Annotated in this window: 12 protein-coding genes; 6 read left to right on the top strand and 6 right to left on the bottom strand. The window is 70.0% G+C overall.

Translation table 11 applies throughout. The annotated features are described in order from the left end of the window. Nucleotides 1-25 precede the first annotated feature (25 nt). Together AB8O64_RS06910 and AB8O64_RS06905 are read right to left on the bottom strand one after the other, a co-directional pair. Nucleotides 26-1210: a winged helix DNA-binding domain-containing protein gene (locus AB8O64_RS06910; RefSeq protein ID WP_370418400.1), complete on the bottom strand. Its 1185-nt coding sequence runs from the start codon at nt 1208-1210 to the stop codon at nt 26-28. 30 nt (nt 1211-1240) lie between these two features. Continuing rightward, entirely contained in the window at nt 1241-1894 is a 654-nt protein-coding gene (locus AB8O64_RS06905; protein ID WP_370418399.1) for a response regulator transcription factor, read from the bottom strand. A 760-nt stretch (nt 1895-2654) separates the two neighbouring features. Here AB8O64_RS06905 and AB8O64_RS06900 point away from each other — a divergent pair. The 6 genes from AB8O64_RS06900 to AB8O64_RS06875 all read left to right on the top strand — a co-directional run bounded on the left by AB8O64_RS06900 (nt 2655) and on the right by AB8O64_RS06875 (nt 8481). Next, the gene (locus tag AB8O64_RS06900; protein ID WP_370418398.1) at nt 2655-3368 is read left to right on the top strand and encodes a BTAD domain-containing putative transcriptional regulator; all 714 of its coding nucleotides are present in this window, start codon (nt 2655-2657) and stop codon (nt 3366-3368) included. Between the two features lie 66 nt (nt 3369-3434). Then, a complete protein-coding gene (locus AB8O64_RS06895) occupies nt 3435-4130 on the top strand; it encodes a flavodoxin family protein (RefSeq protein WP_370418397.1) in 696 nt (231 codons plus the stop codon). Nucleotides 4131-4197: 67 nt separating this feature from the next. Further along, complete coding sequence (locus AB8O64_RS06890) at nt 4198-5613, top strand: phenylacetate--CoA ligase family protein (RefSeq protein WP_370418395.1); 1416 nt, start codon at nt 4198-4200, stop codon at nt 5611-5613. A 67-nt stretch (nt 5614-5680) separates the two neighbouring features. Then, entirely contained in the window at nt 5681-7204 is a 1524-nt protein-coding gene (locus AB8O64_RS06885; RefSeq protein WP_370418393.1) for an anthranilate synthase component I family protein, read from the top strand. Further along, entirely contained in the window at nt 7201-7803 is a 603-nt protein-coding gene (locus AB8O64_RS06880) for an aminodeoxychorismate/anthranilate synthase component II (protein WP_370418392.1), read from the top strand. The genes AB8O64_RS06885 and AB8O64_RS06880 overlap by 4 nt, the downstream gene beginning before the upstream one ends. Nucleotides 7804-7893: 90 nt before the next feature. Then, entirely contained in the window at nt 7894-8481 is a 588-nt protein-coding gene (locus AB8O64_RS06875; protein WP_370418391.1) for a DinB family protein, read from the top strand. Here AB8O64_RS06875 and AB8O64_RS06870 read toward each other — a convergent pair. The 4 genes from AB8O64_RS06870 to AB8O64_RS06855 all read right to left on the bottom strand — a co-directional run bounded on the left by AB8O64_RS06870 (nt 8461) and on the right by AB8O64_RS06855 (nt 13392). Beyond that, a complete protein-coding gene (locus AB8O64_RS06870) occupies nt 8461-8775 on the bottom strand; it encodes an NIPSNAP family protein (RefSeq protein ID WP_370418389.1) in 315 nt (104 codons plus the stop codon). The genes AB8O64_RS06875 and AB8O64_RS06870 overlap by 21 nt on opposite strands. Nucleotides 8776-9091: 316 nt before the next feature. Then, nucleotides 9092-9997 carry a class I SAM-dependent methyltransferase gene (locus AB8O64_RS06865; RefSeq protein WP_370418388.1) on the bottom strand — a complete coding sequence of 302 codons (906 nt, stop codon included), beginning with the start codon at nt 9995-9997 and terminating at the stop codon, nt 9092-9094. Between the two features lie 180 nt (nt 9998-10177). After that, nucleotides 10178-11899: an MFS transporter gene (locus AB8O64_RS06860; RefSeq protein WP_370418386.1), complete on the bottom strand. Its 1722-nt coding sequence runs from the start codon at nt 11897-11899 to the stop codon at nt 10178-10180. Then, nucleotides 11896-13392 carry a condensation domain-containing protein gene (locus AB8O64_RS06855; RefSeq protein WP_370418384.1) on the bottom strand — a complete coding sequence of 499 codons (1497 nt, stop codon included), beginning with the start codon at nt 13390-13392 and terminating at the stop codon, nt 11896-11898. The genes AB8O64_RS06860 and AB8O64_RS06855 overlap by 4 nt, the downstream gene beginning before the upstream one ends. Nucleotides 13393-13631: the final 239 nt, after the last annotated feature.

The following is a 13631-nucleotide window of genomic DNA, read 5'->3' as shown; positions in this document are numbered from 1 at the left end:
TTAGGGGGAGGAGGTTAGTGACCGGTTATGCGAAACGGACCGTGATCCCGTGACCGTCACCGGGCGCGAGCAGCCCCTCGGCCTCCTCGGCGATCCGGCGGCGCACCCCGGAGCTCAGCGGCACGAAGGCCTCGATCTCGACCTCTGTGTGCCGGACGCGTCGCTGTGCCTTCCACACGCCGCCGATCATCCCGTCGAGGATCAGTACGGGGGAGATCCAACCGGCGGTGCGCGACACCTTGGAGCGCAGTGCGGGATGGGGAAGCAGTGACGCCAACTGCCGGGACAGCCCCACGACGTAGGGGTCGAAGGCGGGCAGCAGCCGTACCAGCGGACCGTCGCCGGCCGGCGTCAGCGCCATGTCCGCGACGTCGTCGCGGAGCGCCCAGGACCGGTGGCCTTCGATGTCCGTGGCCGTGACGGCATCGCCGAGCGCGCTCAGGGCGGCCCGCACCTCCGGGGTCCCGGTGCCCCACCAGCGCGCGAAGTCGTCCGGCGAGGCGGGACCGTACGCGTGAAGGTAGCGCCGCAGCACGGCTCCCAGAGCCTCGGCGGGGTCGGTGGGTGCGGAGCGTTCGGCCCGCTCGTCATCGGTGCCCAGCCAGTACCGGGGAGCGCAGAAGGTCACATTGCGGCCGTCGTTCGGGCCGAAGCACAGCAGTCCGCGGCGCGCGGCCGGTTTGAGCAGAACCCCCCACCCGGAACGCACCTTGTCACCGATCGCCTTGTCGTGCGTGACGGCTGTGAGCCGTTCCGCCAGGGCCTCGCGGGTGAGCCGGTCCTTGCCCAGAGCGGCGGGCAGGGCCTCCAGGACGACCGCCACGTCACCGGGTGTGATGCCCTGCTGTGCCAGGAGGCGTTCCCCCATCTGACGCCGGTCGTCGCGCAACGCCGCCACGTACAGGGGAAGTTCATGGGCGGGCAGCAAGTGCAGTGTGCCGCGCATCGCCCATGTCTTCACCAGGGCCCGCCGCTCCCACAGGGCTTCGCGCACCGCGGCGTCGGTGTCCGGCAGTCGCGTACGCGCGGCCACAGCCTGTTCGGCGGAGGACATGACCTGGGCGTGCAGGCCGCACAGCGTCGCCGACACGTCCTTCACCGCCTGCCAGGGTTCCGGCGCGGTGAGCGGATCGCGCAGGTGGTGGCGGCGCAGACGCCACGCGGCGACATCGGCCCACCGAAGTGACCGGTAGCGGGGGGTGCGAGGCATGCCAGGCATTGTAGAAGGCGGTTCGGAGCGTCATGGGATGTCGAGAAGGCCGAGCGCGTCCGCACGGCGCACGGCGTCGACACGCGATACGGCACCGAGCTTGGCGTAGAGGTTGGTCAGATGACGTTTGACGGTGGCCTCCGACAGGTGCAGCCAGCTGGCGATCTGACGATTGGTCATACCCTTGGCGACCAGGCGCAGCACGCCCAGTTCACGCGGGGAGGGCGCTTCGGCGCCGGGCGACCGTCGGTCCAGGGCGCGAATGGTGCCCTGGGGTACGGAGAGAAGCACGTTTCCGCTGCTGTGGACGACGGTGGTCAGCGCGGCCACGAGTTCGTCGCGGGCCATGTTCTTCACGAGATAGGCCGCGGCTCCGAGCAACAGCAGTTCCTGGAGCAGCGCGGTGTCGTCGTGCATGGTCAGGATGACGGTCCGTGTCATGGGGGACAGCTCACGCGTGCGCTCCACCACGGCCGCCGCGCTGTGGCCGGGCATCATCACGTCGAGGAGCAGGATGTCGGGCCGGTGGCATTCGACCTGCTCCAGGGCTTGGTCGCCGTCGCAGGCCGTGGCGACGACGCTGAACTCCGGTACGGTGGTCAGGAGTTCCTTCAGTCCCTCCCGGAACAAGGAATGGTCGTCGGCCACCACGATGGTGACGGTGGCGGCGGCTCCGTCGTTCATAAACGGTTGTCCCGCATCGCCGGTCCCGACGCCGTGCGAGGCCGGTCACCGGCATGGCGCACGGGAAGGCGGACCAGGGCGAGGACGTGCCGCCGGCGCGGTCTTCCCGGAGGGGCCTCGGGGTTCACCGCACCAGTCGACATGCGCTTCGGCGCACGACAAATCCGCCTAGGTGACATGAACTTCCCCCTCGCCGCACGGCTGATGCAGCAGTCATCAGTCGATTCAGGCTATACCTGGCCGTCAAGGTAGGGGAACGGGCAAGCAGTTCTGGCTTGAAGCACTCGCCTTTCCTTTCGGCAAACCGCCCGGCCGGAATGCTTCGAGGGATGCGGAGTCGCTCCGACAGGGTATACGGCCACGGGAATGGTGTTGCCACAGCCATTCGACGACCTGTCGGCTGGTCGCGGCGAAGTCGCCCCGGCGGGGTACTTCGGCATTTTCTGACGCGAGGAGGTGCCGACGGGCCTTCGCGAGGAATTCGCGGCCCGGCGGAAAGGTGTAGTCGCGACTACGACCTTCGGTGCGCCCCGGCTGCTGCGAAGCGCTCACCCGGCGTCCGCCGCCTTGTTGGTGCGTCGGGTTCCTGCCTACGTTGAGCCCCGCTTCGTGGCCGGAACAGCAGCGGCATCTCAGGGGGAATGCTATGCGCGACGAGTACGGAACGGGCACGGACCGGTGGCACGTCGGGGCCACGGACCGCCAGGCGATGGAAGTGCGTTGCCTGGGAGACTTCAGCGTCACTCTCCAAGGGGCCCCGGTGCACAGGTGGCGAGCGGGAAAGGCACGCAGTCTGTTCCAGTACCTGCTCATGAACCGGGGCCGGCTCATGCTCCGCGAGCATCTGTACGAGGCGCTGTGGCCCGGCAGTGAATGGACGCCCGGTTCCAGTTCGCTGAAGGTGGCCATGCACGCGCTGCGACAGGTGCTGAACACCTCGGCGGACCAGCGGCCCGCGATATCGATCGAGTACCGCGACCACGGTTACATCCTCCACGCGGAGCACGCCTGGGTGGACGCGGAGGAGATGGAGCGTGACCTGGAGCGTGGTGCCCGGGCCGAACGGCGCGAGGAGACGGGGGCCGCGATCGGCCACTACCGGCGGGCCGTCGCCCTGTACCGGGGGGAGTTCCTGCCCGGTGAAAGCGCGGACTGGGCGGCGGAGCAGCGGGAGTGGACCCGCGCCTCGGTGTTGCGGGCCCTGCACCGCCTGCGCGAACTCGCTCTGAGCGCGGACGACCACGGTGCCGCGACGCAGTGGTGCCGTCGCATCCTGGACATCGACTCGTACCAGGAGGAGGCGTATCAGACGCTCATGTATGTCCACGGCGCCCGCGGTGAGCTGAGCAGCGTCAAGTCCTGGCACGAGATATGCGCCCGGCGGCTGCGGCAGGGGCTCGACGCCCAGCCCGCCCCGCGTACCAGCCGCCTCCTGGACGACGCGCTCAGCGGCCGGCTGGCGCCGCCGGTGTAACCGGCGGATAACCGCGCTCGACGACGATCCGCCACACCAATGTCCTGGACGGGGAGGGCGCAGGCCGTGAACAGCGACAACAGGATCCGCATACTGGCGATCAACGGCTCGGAACGGCCCAACGGCAACAATGCCGCCATTCTGCGGTACGCCGAAAAGGAACTCGAGGGCCGTGACGCCCGCCTGGAAGTCGTGTGTCTGCGAGATCTGCGGATGGTCCCGTGCGGCCCCTGCGGCGACTGCAATTTCCGCACCACACGCTGCGCGGTGGACGACGATGTCGCCGCGGTGGTCGACCGCATGGCCGAAGCCGACGGCATCATCTATGCGACACCGGTCCACGGCTTCGGCAGCGCCCCGCTGATGCCTGCCTTCATCGAACGCTCGGGTACCGGATATCTGCGCTTCGACCGGCGGCTGACCAACAAGGTCGCGGGCGCGGTGGTGACAGGGCGCCGCTACAGCCATGTCGAGACGTACTCCCATCTGCTCAACAACATCCTCCTCAACCGGATGATCGTGGCGGGACACGGCTTTCCGTCGGTCGTGCACGGTGACGAGGCCGGCAGCGTCCTGGAGGACGAGGAGGGCATGGAGATGGTCACCCGCATGCTGCATCGCATGGTCGACCTGATTCAGGTGCTGCGCGAACACCGGGAGCTGACGGGCCGGGACGCGCTGGCCGTCGGCATCCCCAGCGAGCGCCACCGTGCCCCTGCCGCCCCTTGCTCTCCCTCGTCTCGACCGCCCGGCACCACGTAACCGGTGGTGAACCGGCATCCCCTAACCTCGACCGCCCCGACGCACCCCGCAGCCATGGAGCGAGCTGATGACGGACACCCATGTCGACCCTCGGTTCCGGGACGAATACATGAGGTTTCTGACGGCGTACCGCGCCGGTACGCTGCGTCAACCGCAGTGGGACGCGTGGGACGACCGCCGGCTCACCCGTGTGCTGCACCACGTGGCGGCCAACTCGCCGTTCTACAGAAGGCACTTGGCCGGTCTCGACATGGGCGGTGTCACCTCACGCAGCCTGGACCGGCTGCCGTACACGACCAAGGACGACCTGCGCCGGGAACTCCACGACGTACTGTGCGCTCCTGTCTCCAGCGCCCTCGTCTACTACGAGACGACGGGCACGACCGGTGCCTCCACACCCTGCCCGCGTGACGCGAAGGATGTCTTCACCAGCGACACCCATGTGGAGGAGGCGTGCCGCCGCCTGTTCGCCGCACGTTACGGCGACCGCATGCCCATGCTGGGCTTGATGGGCCCCAGCGAGCTGTACGCCTTCGGTGACACCTTCGGCGAAGTGGCCCAGCGCCTCGGTGCGGGACACGTCAAGATCTGGCCCGAATCGCCGCGTGTCGGCTTCCGCAAGGCCCTGCGGCTGATGCACGAGCTCGAAGTCGAGGTCGTGGTGGGAGCGCCCGCCCTGTGCCTGGGACTGGCCAAGGCGGCTGTGCACTACGGCTACGACCTGCGCCGGGACTTCAAGGTCGATCTCTTTCTCGTCCTGGGTGAGATCTGCACCCCTGCCTTCGCCCGCAACGTCGCCTCGCTGTGGGGCGCTGACACCCTCCCCGTGCTGTACGGCTCCCAGGAGGCGCTCGCCATCGCTACAGGCTGCACCGACGGCCGGCTGCATCTGTCGCGCCCCAACTACCTTCCCGAGGTCATCGACCCGGCGAGCGGACGAAGTCACGGGCCGACAGGCGAGGGAGAACTCGTCCTGACGATGTTGATCGACGGCATCAAGCCGCTGGTCCGGTACCGGACCGGTGACCATGTGCGACTGAGCGAGGAGCGGTGCGCGTGCGGTCGGCCGGGCCCCTTGGTCGAGGTGACCGGGCGGGTCGCCGACCACGTGGTGATCAGCGGGCAACGCCTGCGGCCGGTGGACCTGGAGGAAGCCCTCCTGGAGCAGGTGCGTGGCTGCCTCGGCTACCAGATCGTCATCGATCCCGGACCGGACGGAGAGGATCTCGTCACCGTGCGGCTGGAACTGCTGCCGGGGCATGGGGACGATCCCGCCCAGGTCCTCTCCGCGACCGCGGACCGGCTCAGGGAACGGTGCTCGGTCCGGGCGCGCGTGGAGCTGACCGACGGCCTCGACCCCGTCACCCACACCGGGGCGTTCGTCAGCTGGAAGGCGGCCCGCATCCACGACCGCCGCACCGCTCCGGACCACGAGGTACGGGCGGCCCAACAAGCGGCCGTGCGGCACCTGTTGTCCAGCTGACCGTCGGCACACGCACCGCTCGCCCGTCGCCCGCGCCCCAGCGAGGGCCAGGAAGGAGCGCCGTCCCGTGACGACGTACTCGCCCGTCCGCAGCCCGGCCGTCACCGTCGCACCGCGGCACTCGCGGCTGGCGGCTCCGCCGCCGCTCACCGCCTACCGGGCGCTGGCCGGGCACTTCGGACGCGACCAGGTGTACCTCCTGGAGTCCGCGGGCGGCCCGGCACAGGACAGCCGGCGCAGTCTGCTCGGTTTCCGCACCCTGCTGACCGTCACGGTCACCCGCGGGCTCGTCGAGGCCACGGGCGAACCGGCCGCCGTCGCCGCCGCGACCGGCGCGATCCGCACGGCGGTCGGCGGCGCCGCCCGGGGGGACGGCGGGCCCCTGCGGCTGCCGTCGCCCACCGCGCTCTGGGCCGCCCTGCGCGGTCTCCACGCGGCCTTCGGCCCAGCCACCGGAGCCGCGGGCGGTGGCGCGGGTGGTGGCTCCGATTTCGGCTTCCTCGCCTTCCTCGGTTACGACACCGTGCACTACATCGAGGAGCTCCCCCGCCGTGCCGAGGCCGAGGACGACCTGCCGGACCTCTCCCTGGCCCTCTTCCAGGGCTGCCTGACGTACGACCACGAGCTGGGGCGGACAGAGCTGACGCTCCTCGACGCACCGGCGTGGGAGTCGCTGGACGCACAGAGCATCCGGCGTCTCCTCGCCGCCCCGGTCGCAAAGGACACCGAACCGGCCTGCCCGAAGGTGCCGCCGCCCATCGCCGTGCGCGACAGTACGACCCCCGAGCAATACCGGCACGATGCCCGGCAGGCGCTGGAGCACCTGCGGCTCGGGAACATCTACCAGGTGCAGCTCGGCCACGAGCTGACGATGGAGAGCGACGCCGACCCCGTCGACGTCTACGCGCGCCTGCGGAGCCGCAACCCGTCGCCGTACATGTATCTCGCGCCCTTCCGCCGCCGCACCGTCATCGGCGCCAGCCCCGAACTGTTCGCCCGCAAGGAGGGCGGCCTGCTGACGATGCGCCCCATAGCCGGCACGCTGCCCTGCGGAACCCTCCCGCAGGACGTGGCGCGCCAGGCCGAACAACTGCGCGCGGACCCCAAGGAGATCGCCGAGCACATCATGCTGGTGGACCTGTGCCGCAACGACATCGGCCGGGTGTGTCTCAAGGACACCCTGGACGTCCCCGACATGCTGCGGACGGAGCGCTACGCGCGGGTGCTGCACCTGGTGTCGACCGTGACGGGGAAGGTGGGTCCGGATACGGACGTCTACGACATCATCAGGGCCCTGTTCCCCGCCGGCACCATGACGGGGGCGCCGAAGATCCGTGCCATGGAGATCATCGAGGCACTGGAGTCCCGCGGCCGTGGCCTGTACGCGGGCGCGGTCGGTCTCATCGGCCACGGCGGCGACCTCAATCTGGCGCTGTGCATCCGCACGCTGATCCACGACGGGAGCGTGTACCGGACCCGGGCATCGGCCGGCATCGTCGCCGATTCCGATCCGGACCGCGAGTGGGCGGAGACCCTCGCGAAGTGCAGCGCCGCGCACTGGGCGGTGGCGGGAGAGGAGCTGCTGAGGTGAGAGTCCTGCTCGTCGACGCCTTCGACAGCTTCGTTCACATCATCCGCCAGTACCTGCTGACAGCGGGAGTGGACGTCGTCGTCGCACGGGCCGCGGACGTCCGCGCCGCCGACCTGCCCGGCCCCGGCACGGACGCGGTGATCCTCGGCCCCGGGCCGGGTTCCCCCGAGGACCACGACTACCCACGGTTCGTCAGGTCCACGGCGGGGCGGGTGCCCCTGCTGGGCGTCTGCTTGGGACATCAGGCAGTGGCCGCCGCCCATGACGCGCTGGTCCGTCCGGCCGGCCGGATCATGCACGGCAAGACCAGCGAGATCGAGCACGACGGACGGGGCGTCTTCACCGGCATGCCCGCCGGTTTCACCGCCACTCGGTATCACTCGCTCATCGTGGTCGAGGAGACCCTGCCGGAGGAGCTGGAGGTGAGCGCCAGATCGGCCGACGACGGCTACGTCATGGGCCTGCGCCACCGCGAACTGCCGGTGGAATCCGTGCAGTTCCACCCGGAGAGCGTCTGCACCCGTTCGGGGCTGCGGCTGATCGAGAACTTCGTCACGATCGCCGCCCGCCGGTCCGGGCCGCGCACCGTCACCGGCTGACCGGGCCGGCACCCGTCGTGGTTCACCCATCCGTGGACAACGCGCCGGGTGTGCGGGCACCACCGTGCCCGGCACTCTACGGTCGCCGCCATGGAGATCGACTGGAATCTGCAACTGGTGGCACAGCTCGATGGGCACTGGCGCCATCAGCTGCGGCCGAGGCTGGCCGGGCTCGGCGACGACGAGTACTTCTGGGAGCCGGTGGCCGGCTCCTGGAACGTCCGCCGACGGGAGGAGAACCCGGCGGGAGCGGGTTCCGGCACCCACCGTATCGACTGGGCCGCGCCCGAGCCCGTTCCCGCGCCGGTGACCACGATCGCCTGGCGGCTCGGGCACATCATCGTCGGCGTCCTGGGCATGCGGGTCGCGCACTACTTCGGCGGCCCGAAGACGGACTACGAGTCCTTCGCCTACGCCGGGACGGCCGCCGAGGCCCTGCGGCAGCTCGACGACACCTACGCCGCGTGGCGGGACGGGGTACGGAAGCTGGACGCGGCGGCGCTGGCCGAGCCCAGCGAGGACGTCTGGGACGCCTACCGGCTGTGGCCGCTGGCCGCGGTCGTCCTCCACGTCAACCGTGAAGTCCTGCACCACGGCGCGGAGATCGCACTGCTGCGGGACCTGTACGCGGCCGGTGCCGCGTTCCCGGCCGGCTCGTCATCGCCGGCGGGGCAGTAGAGGCCGCATGAAGGTCCGTTCGTAGCGCAGGACACATCCGCTGTCGTCCCTGATCCGGTCGGCCGCGACGAAATCGGGATGCCGGCCGAACAAGGTCCGGTACTCCTCGTAGGCGGCGAGACTGGGAAAGCTGAACAGGGCCAGCGCCTTGTCGCTCGCGCCTTCGGACGGCAGGAAGTAACCGTGGTGCTCACCGCCGTGCGTGTCCACGAGCGCCATCCAGCGTTCGGCGAATCGTTCGAAAGCCTCGATCCGGTCCGGGTTGATCGTGTACTCGACAACACATGTGATCACGCGGGTGCCTTCCCGGTCCCCGGCATGGCCGCGAAGACCTCGACGAGCCGTTCGGTGAATTCGACCGGCCATTTCGCGTAGCGTATGTGGCTGCCCGGGAACCGCGTCAGTTCCTGACCGATCCGCTCGGCGAGGACGGCCGCCGAAGAGGGCGTTGAGTGTGCGCATCGCCGGTGCTGAGCCGGGACCCGGCGCCATACGCGCCATCCTCGCGTGCGCGTGGATCTCGGCCATCCGACAAGCACGTCAAGCGACCCGTCGGACACACCCTAAGACGGGCGGCAGGCGCAAGCGGCACTTCGGGTCGGCCGGCGAGCTACCGTGACCGGCAGGGCCACCGGCGGAGTGTGATGCGGTACAGCGTCGAGACTTGCCGCATGAAGACGATCTCACTGGCCCGGAGATAGGTGCGGTATCGCCGGTAGGTGCCGGGCCCGACGAGCGACTCGGCTTGCTCCCTGGCCCGCAGCAGCCGGGTGGACCAGCCACGCAGAGTGCGCGCGTAGTCTGCGCCGTCCTCGCGCAGTGCGGTGATTGCGAAGTGCGGCTCGCACGCGGTCGCAATTTCGGACAGACGGGGCAGCGCCGAGCCGGGGAACACCTCGCGGGCGAAGAATGCGGGCACAGGACCGTCGAGAACGCTGTCTCCGGCCAGTGCGATGGTCTGGAGGCTCAGACGGCCGCGCGGCGGCAGCCACGCGGCACAGCGCGCGAAGAAGGACCGATAGGCCGTGATCCGTTCGTCTCGGGGCATGTCCACGTGAGTGAAGTGTTCGAACGCGCCGATCGAGACGATGCCGTCGTAGGGTTCGTCCGGCTCATGGTCACGCCAGTCCTGGACCCTGACGTCCACGCCGGGCAGCCCGAGTGAGCACACGTGCGCGTGCTGGTCGGCGCTGAGGGTGAGGCCGACCGCCTGCCGGACACCGGTCTCTTCGGCAGCCATCCGCAGGAGGCTGCCCCAGCCGCAACCGATGTCCAGCAGTCGGCTGTCCGCCGAAATGCCGGCCTGGGCGAGGTGGTAGCGCAGCTTGGCGCGCTGCGCTTCCAGTAGCAGGTCGGTGCGTGCGGGGGCGCCGGTGATGCCGTCCCACAAGGCGCAGGAGTACGTCAGGCCGGGGTCGAGCCACAGGCGGTAGAACTCCTTGCCGACGTCGTAATGGGCTTGGATGTCCTCAGTAGTGGCACCCGCTCGGCCGCGCTGGTCAACCTCGGCACTCACTGGGCTTCTCCCCTGCAGCAGAAGCGGATACGGCTGGGGGCGTATCGCCCCCTGGCCCTGAGCCGGCTCATTGCCCTCCCCGTCCGCGAGGGATCTCCTCTGCGTACCGCATGGCATGGCTTCCCCGCCCTGTTGTCCGGCATGCTTGACCGCAATCAGGCCCATGCGTTCGACAGGTGGTCAATCCGGCTGTGGCTGCGTACGTCGACGGCTCAGCAAGGCCAGGACTAGCACGAGCGTACCGAGCAGCGTCAAAGCTCCGCAGCGCAAGGCCAGTTGCAGGCCTTCGACGAAGGAGTCCTCGACCCACACGGTGAGGGAGGATGCTCCCGTACCCGGCCGGGATCCGGTGTCCGGCCAGTGGGCCGGGCCACCGGTGACGACGCTCCGTACAAGGTGTTCCCTCGCGTCGTGCCCGAAGCCCGCCGGCGCGGCGCGGCCTTGAAGAGCACTTCGCATGCGTGCGGTCAACACGGCGCCGAGGGCGGACACGCCGACGACACCGCCCACCTCCCGCAGGGTGTCGACCACCGCTGAGGCCGTGCCGACGTGAGCCGCGGGAGCGCGGCCGACCAGTGTGATGGTGGCCGGCACGAAAAGCAGTCCCGTTCCGACGCCGAGGACCGGCAGCAGCCACCAGTACTCGGCGTAGGCGGCCTGCCGGCCGAAGCAGCTCAACCCGGCCAGGGCGAGGGCATCGAACCCCAGGCCCAGTGCCAGAGGGACGTGCACACCGAAACGGACCGTGAGTGCCGCGGCGACGGGTGAGGCGAGCGCAATGAACGCGGAGGCCGACAGGAACACCATTCCGGCACCGGCAGGCGACCAGCCCAGGATGTTCTGCAGGAAGAGACTCAAGAAGAAGGCGCCGCCGAAGAGCGCAACGCTGGAGGAGAAACAGGACAGGGTGACGGCACGACACTCCCGGCTCCGGAAGAGCACAGAATCCAACAGGGGCCGGGAGACACGCGTTTCCACGAAGGCGAAGGCGGGCAGCGCCAGGGCCGCCGCCGTGAGGGCGGCCGCCGTGCCCGGTGCGCTCCAGCCGTCGACGGGCCCCTGGACCAAGCCGTAGACGAGGCTGCCGAGCCCGGTGACCGCCAGCACTTGCCCGGCGGGGTCCCAGCGCACGGGCGCGGCGGGCGGGCGCGGCAGCACCCGCCAGGCGGCCGCCAGCGCCGCCGCACCGATGGGCACGTTGATCCACATCACGCTGCGCCAGCCCAGAGCCTGCGTCAGCAGTCCGCCGAACGCCGGGCCCAGCGCCACTCCGAGCCCGGCGACCGCGGCCCGTACGCCGAGGGCATGGGCCCGTGCGGTGGCGTCGGGGTAGGTGTGCCGCAGGAGCGCCGTGCCGGCCGGCAGCAGCACGGCGGCGCCCAGTCCCTGAACGACCCGTCCGGCCACCATCGTGGTCAGGGTGGTCGCCAGGGAGCTGAGGGCGGAGCCCGCCATGAAACCGAGCAGCCCGGCGAGGAAGGTCCTCCTCTGCCCCAGCCGGTCTCCGACCGCCCCTGCGGACAGCAGTGTTGCGGCGAGGACGAGGGTGTACGACGCGACGGCCCACTGAAGTCCGCTGATGCCCAGGCCGAGGTCCCTGCCCATGCCGGGCAGTGCGTTGGTGACGGCCAGGTTGTCCAGCATGGCCATGAACGCGGCGGTGGAGACCACGGCCAGGAGGATCCGGGGTTGCGGGGGACGCCCCGGGGCGTCCCCACGAGCGCTGCTTGCGACCGGGGTTTCCCGGGCCCGGCTCCGTACGGTTGCCACGGGGAGGCCGACGTCGTGGCCGGCCTGGGCGCCTTCGCCCTCGACGGCAGCCGCGTCGGACCCGGAGTCGTCGCGTCCGGAGGCCGTTTCCTCCGCCTGCGGGACGTTTCCGGCGGTGTCGCCGACGGTCACGGCAGGGCTCGATAGCCGGTGCCGGATTCCGGCAACCGCCTTCGCTCGTCAACTGCCCGCGGGTCCAAGGCTCCGACGTGTCGGTCCGGGGCGGCCATCGTCATGGCGTCGAGCAGGAGGAGCAGCCGCTGCTGGTGCTCGACCAGGTCGGCCCGGCAGTGCCGCTCGCGGGCGGCCTGTGTTTCCAGCCGCAGCCCGGCGCCGTCGCGCCGGTCCAGGGCGAGAAGCCCCATGCGGGCCGGACGGCTGGCGTTGAGGGCGACGCCGGAGACGGTGCAGGGGCTGCCGGCCATGCTGAGGGGAGGGCCGACCGGCATGATGTTGACGATCAGCGAGAACCGGGAGGCGATGCCACCGGTCAAGCCGAGGTCACGGGCCAGCTCCTCAGCGGGGTAGCGCTGATGGGCCATCGCCTGGTTCATCACGCGGTCGACCTGGGTGAGCAGTCCGGCCACCGGCATGCCGGAGCGAACCTTGATCCGCAGGGGCACGATATTGTTGAGCATGCCTGGGACGGTCATGAGTGCGCGCCGCGGTCGGCCGGTGACGACCAGACCGATCACCACCTCAGGAGCCCCTGTCATCTGGTGGGCGTGCACCGCTGCCGTGGCGCAAATGAACCGTGACCGCGGGACCCCGGCGAGCCGGGCCGCCTGTCGCAGTGCCTCGGGACGCGCGACGGGACGGTCCCCGCTCGCGCACATGGCTTGTGGGGTCAGGTCCCCGGCGACCGTGCCCTCCTGCTCGTCGTCTTCCCGCATGTTTGCGACAGCTGGGCGGGCGGGGAGCGGGGCCGGGTCCGGTGGATCGCTGAACGTCCGCCTCCAATAGGCGCTGTCGGCGGCACACTGCGGCGAGGCCCGGTAGTCCAGGTCGGCCTTCACCAGGTCGGCCAGCGATCCGAACGGGGACGCCCCCACCGGTTCCCCGGCGGCCAGCCGCGTGTACACCTGGGTGAACCGGCGCGTGATCAGGAAGAGGCTGAAGCCGTCCATCACTACTTGGTGGGCGCTGAGATAACACAGCCAGTGGTCCGCCCGCAGCGCGATCAGTGCGCACCGAAGGAGCGGGCCGTGGGCCACGGTGATCGGTGCGGCCATGTCCGCCGCGATCCAGCGACGCGCCGTGCCGTGAGGTTCGGTTTCACCGCTCGCATCGATGCACGTCCAAGCGCTGTCGGCTGTCGGGCGTATCTCCTGCACGGGACCGTCAGGGGTACTGACGATGCGTACACGCAGCGCATCGGCCTCGGCGAAGACCTGTCTCATCGCAGCTCGGAACAGCCCGGTGTCGACGGGCCCGTGGATGTGCACGCACTGACTGATCTGGTACGCCCCGCGCGCACAGGACGCGTCCTGCTCTGCGAGCCAGATCCTGCGCTGTGACGCGGTCAGCGGCAGCACGCGCGAGGTGGCGCGCGCTGAGGTGCCCTCGGTGTCGGGGCCACCTCCGGGGCTGAAAGCGGATGACGTCAGACCGCTGGAACCGGGCATCAGCACCTCCCATGAGCTCCGGGCGAGCCTCCCCGCTGCCCCTGCGATTACGCCACGTGACCCATATAGCCATACGTAACCACCCGAACGGATGACATGGAGGTGGCGTGCGTAAGCCCCTCCCGGCGTACGCGGGCGCTGCCGACACTGTGTCCGCGCGCCTTCGTCCGCTCCTCTTCGTGTGTCAACTCCCTTGTGCAGTCGGCATATAGAACCCATATCGTCGACATACTCGCACT

The organism is Streptomyces sp. QH1-20 (assembly GCF_041283565.1).
GTDB classification, from domain to species: Bacteria; Actinomycetota; Actinomycetes; order Streptomycetales; family Streptomycetaceae; genus Streptomyces; species Streptomyces syringius.
The sequence above is the reverse complement of the archived record's forward strand: the minus strand, read 5'-3'. Positions and strand labels throughout refer to the sequence as shown.

Coding starts and splice junctions, on each gene's coding strand:
- AB8O64_RS06910 (WP_370418400.1), bottom strand. CDS start 1,210: ATGCCTCGCACCCCCCGCTACCGGTCACTTCGGTGGGCCGATGTCGCC.
- AB8O64_RS06905 (WP_370418399.1), bottom strand. CDS start 1,894: ATGAACGACGGAGCCGCCGCCACCGTCACCATCGTGGTGGCCGACGAC.
- AB8O64_RS06890 (WP_370418395.1), top strand. CDS start 4,198: ATGACGGACACCCATGTCGACCCTCGGTTCCGGGACGAATACATGAGG.
- AB8O64_RS06875 (WP_370418391.1), top strand. CDS start 7,894: ATGGAGATCGACTGGAATCTGCAACTGGTGGCACAGCTCGATGGGCAC.
- AB8O64_RS06855 (WP_370418384.1), bottom strand. CDS start 13,392: ATGCCCGGTTCCAGCGGTCTGACGTCATCCGCTTTCAGCCCCGGAGGT.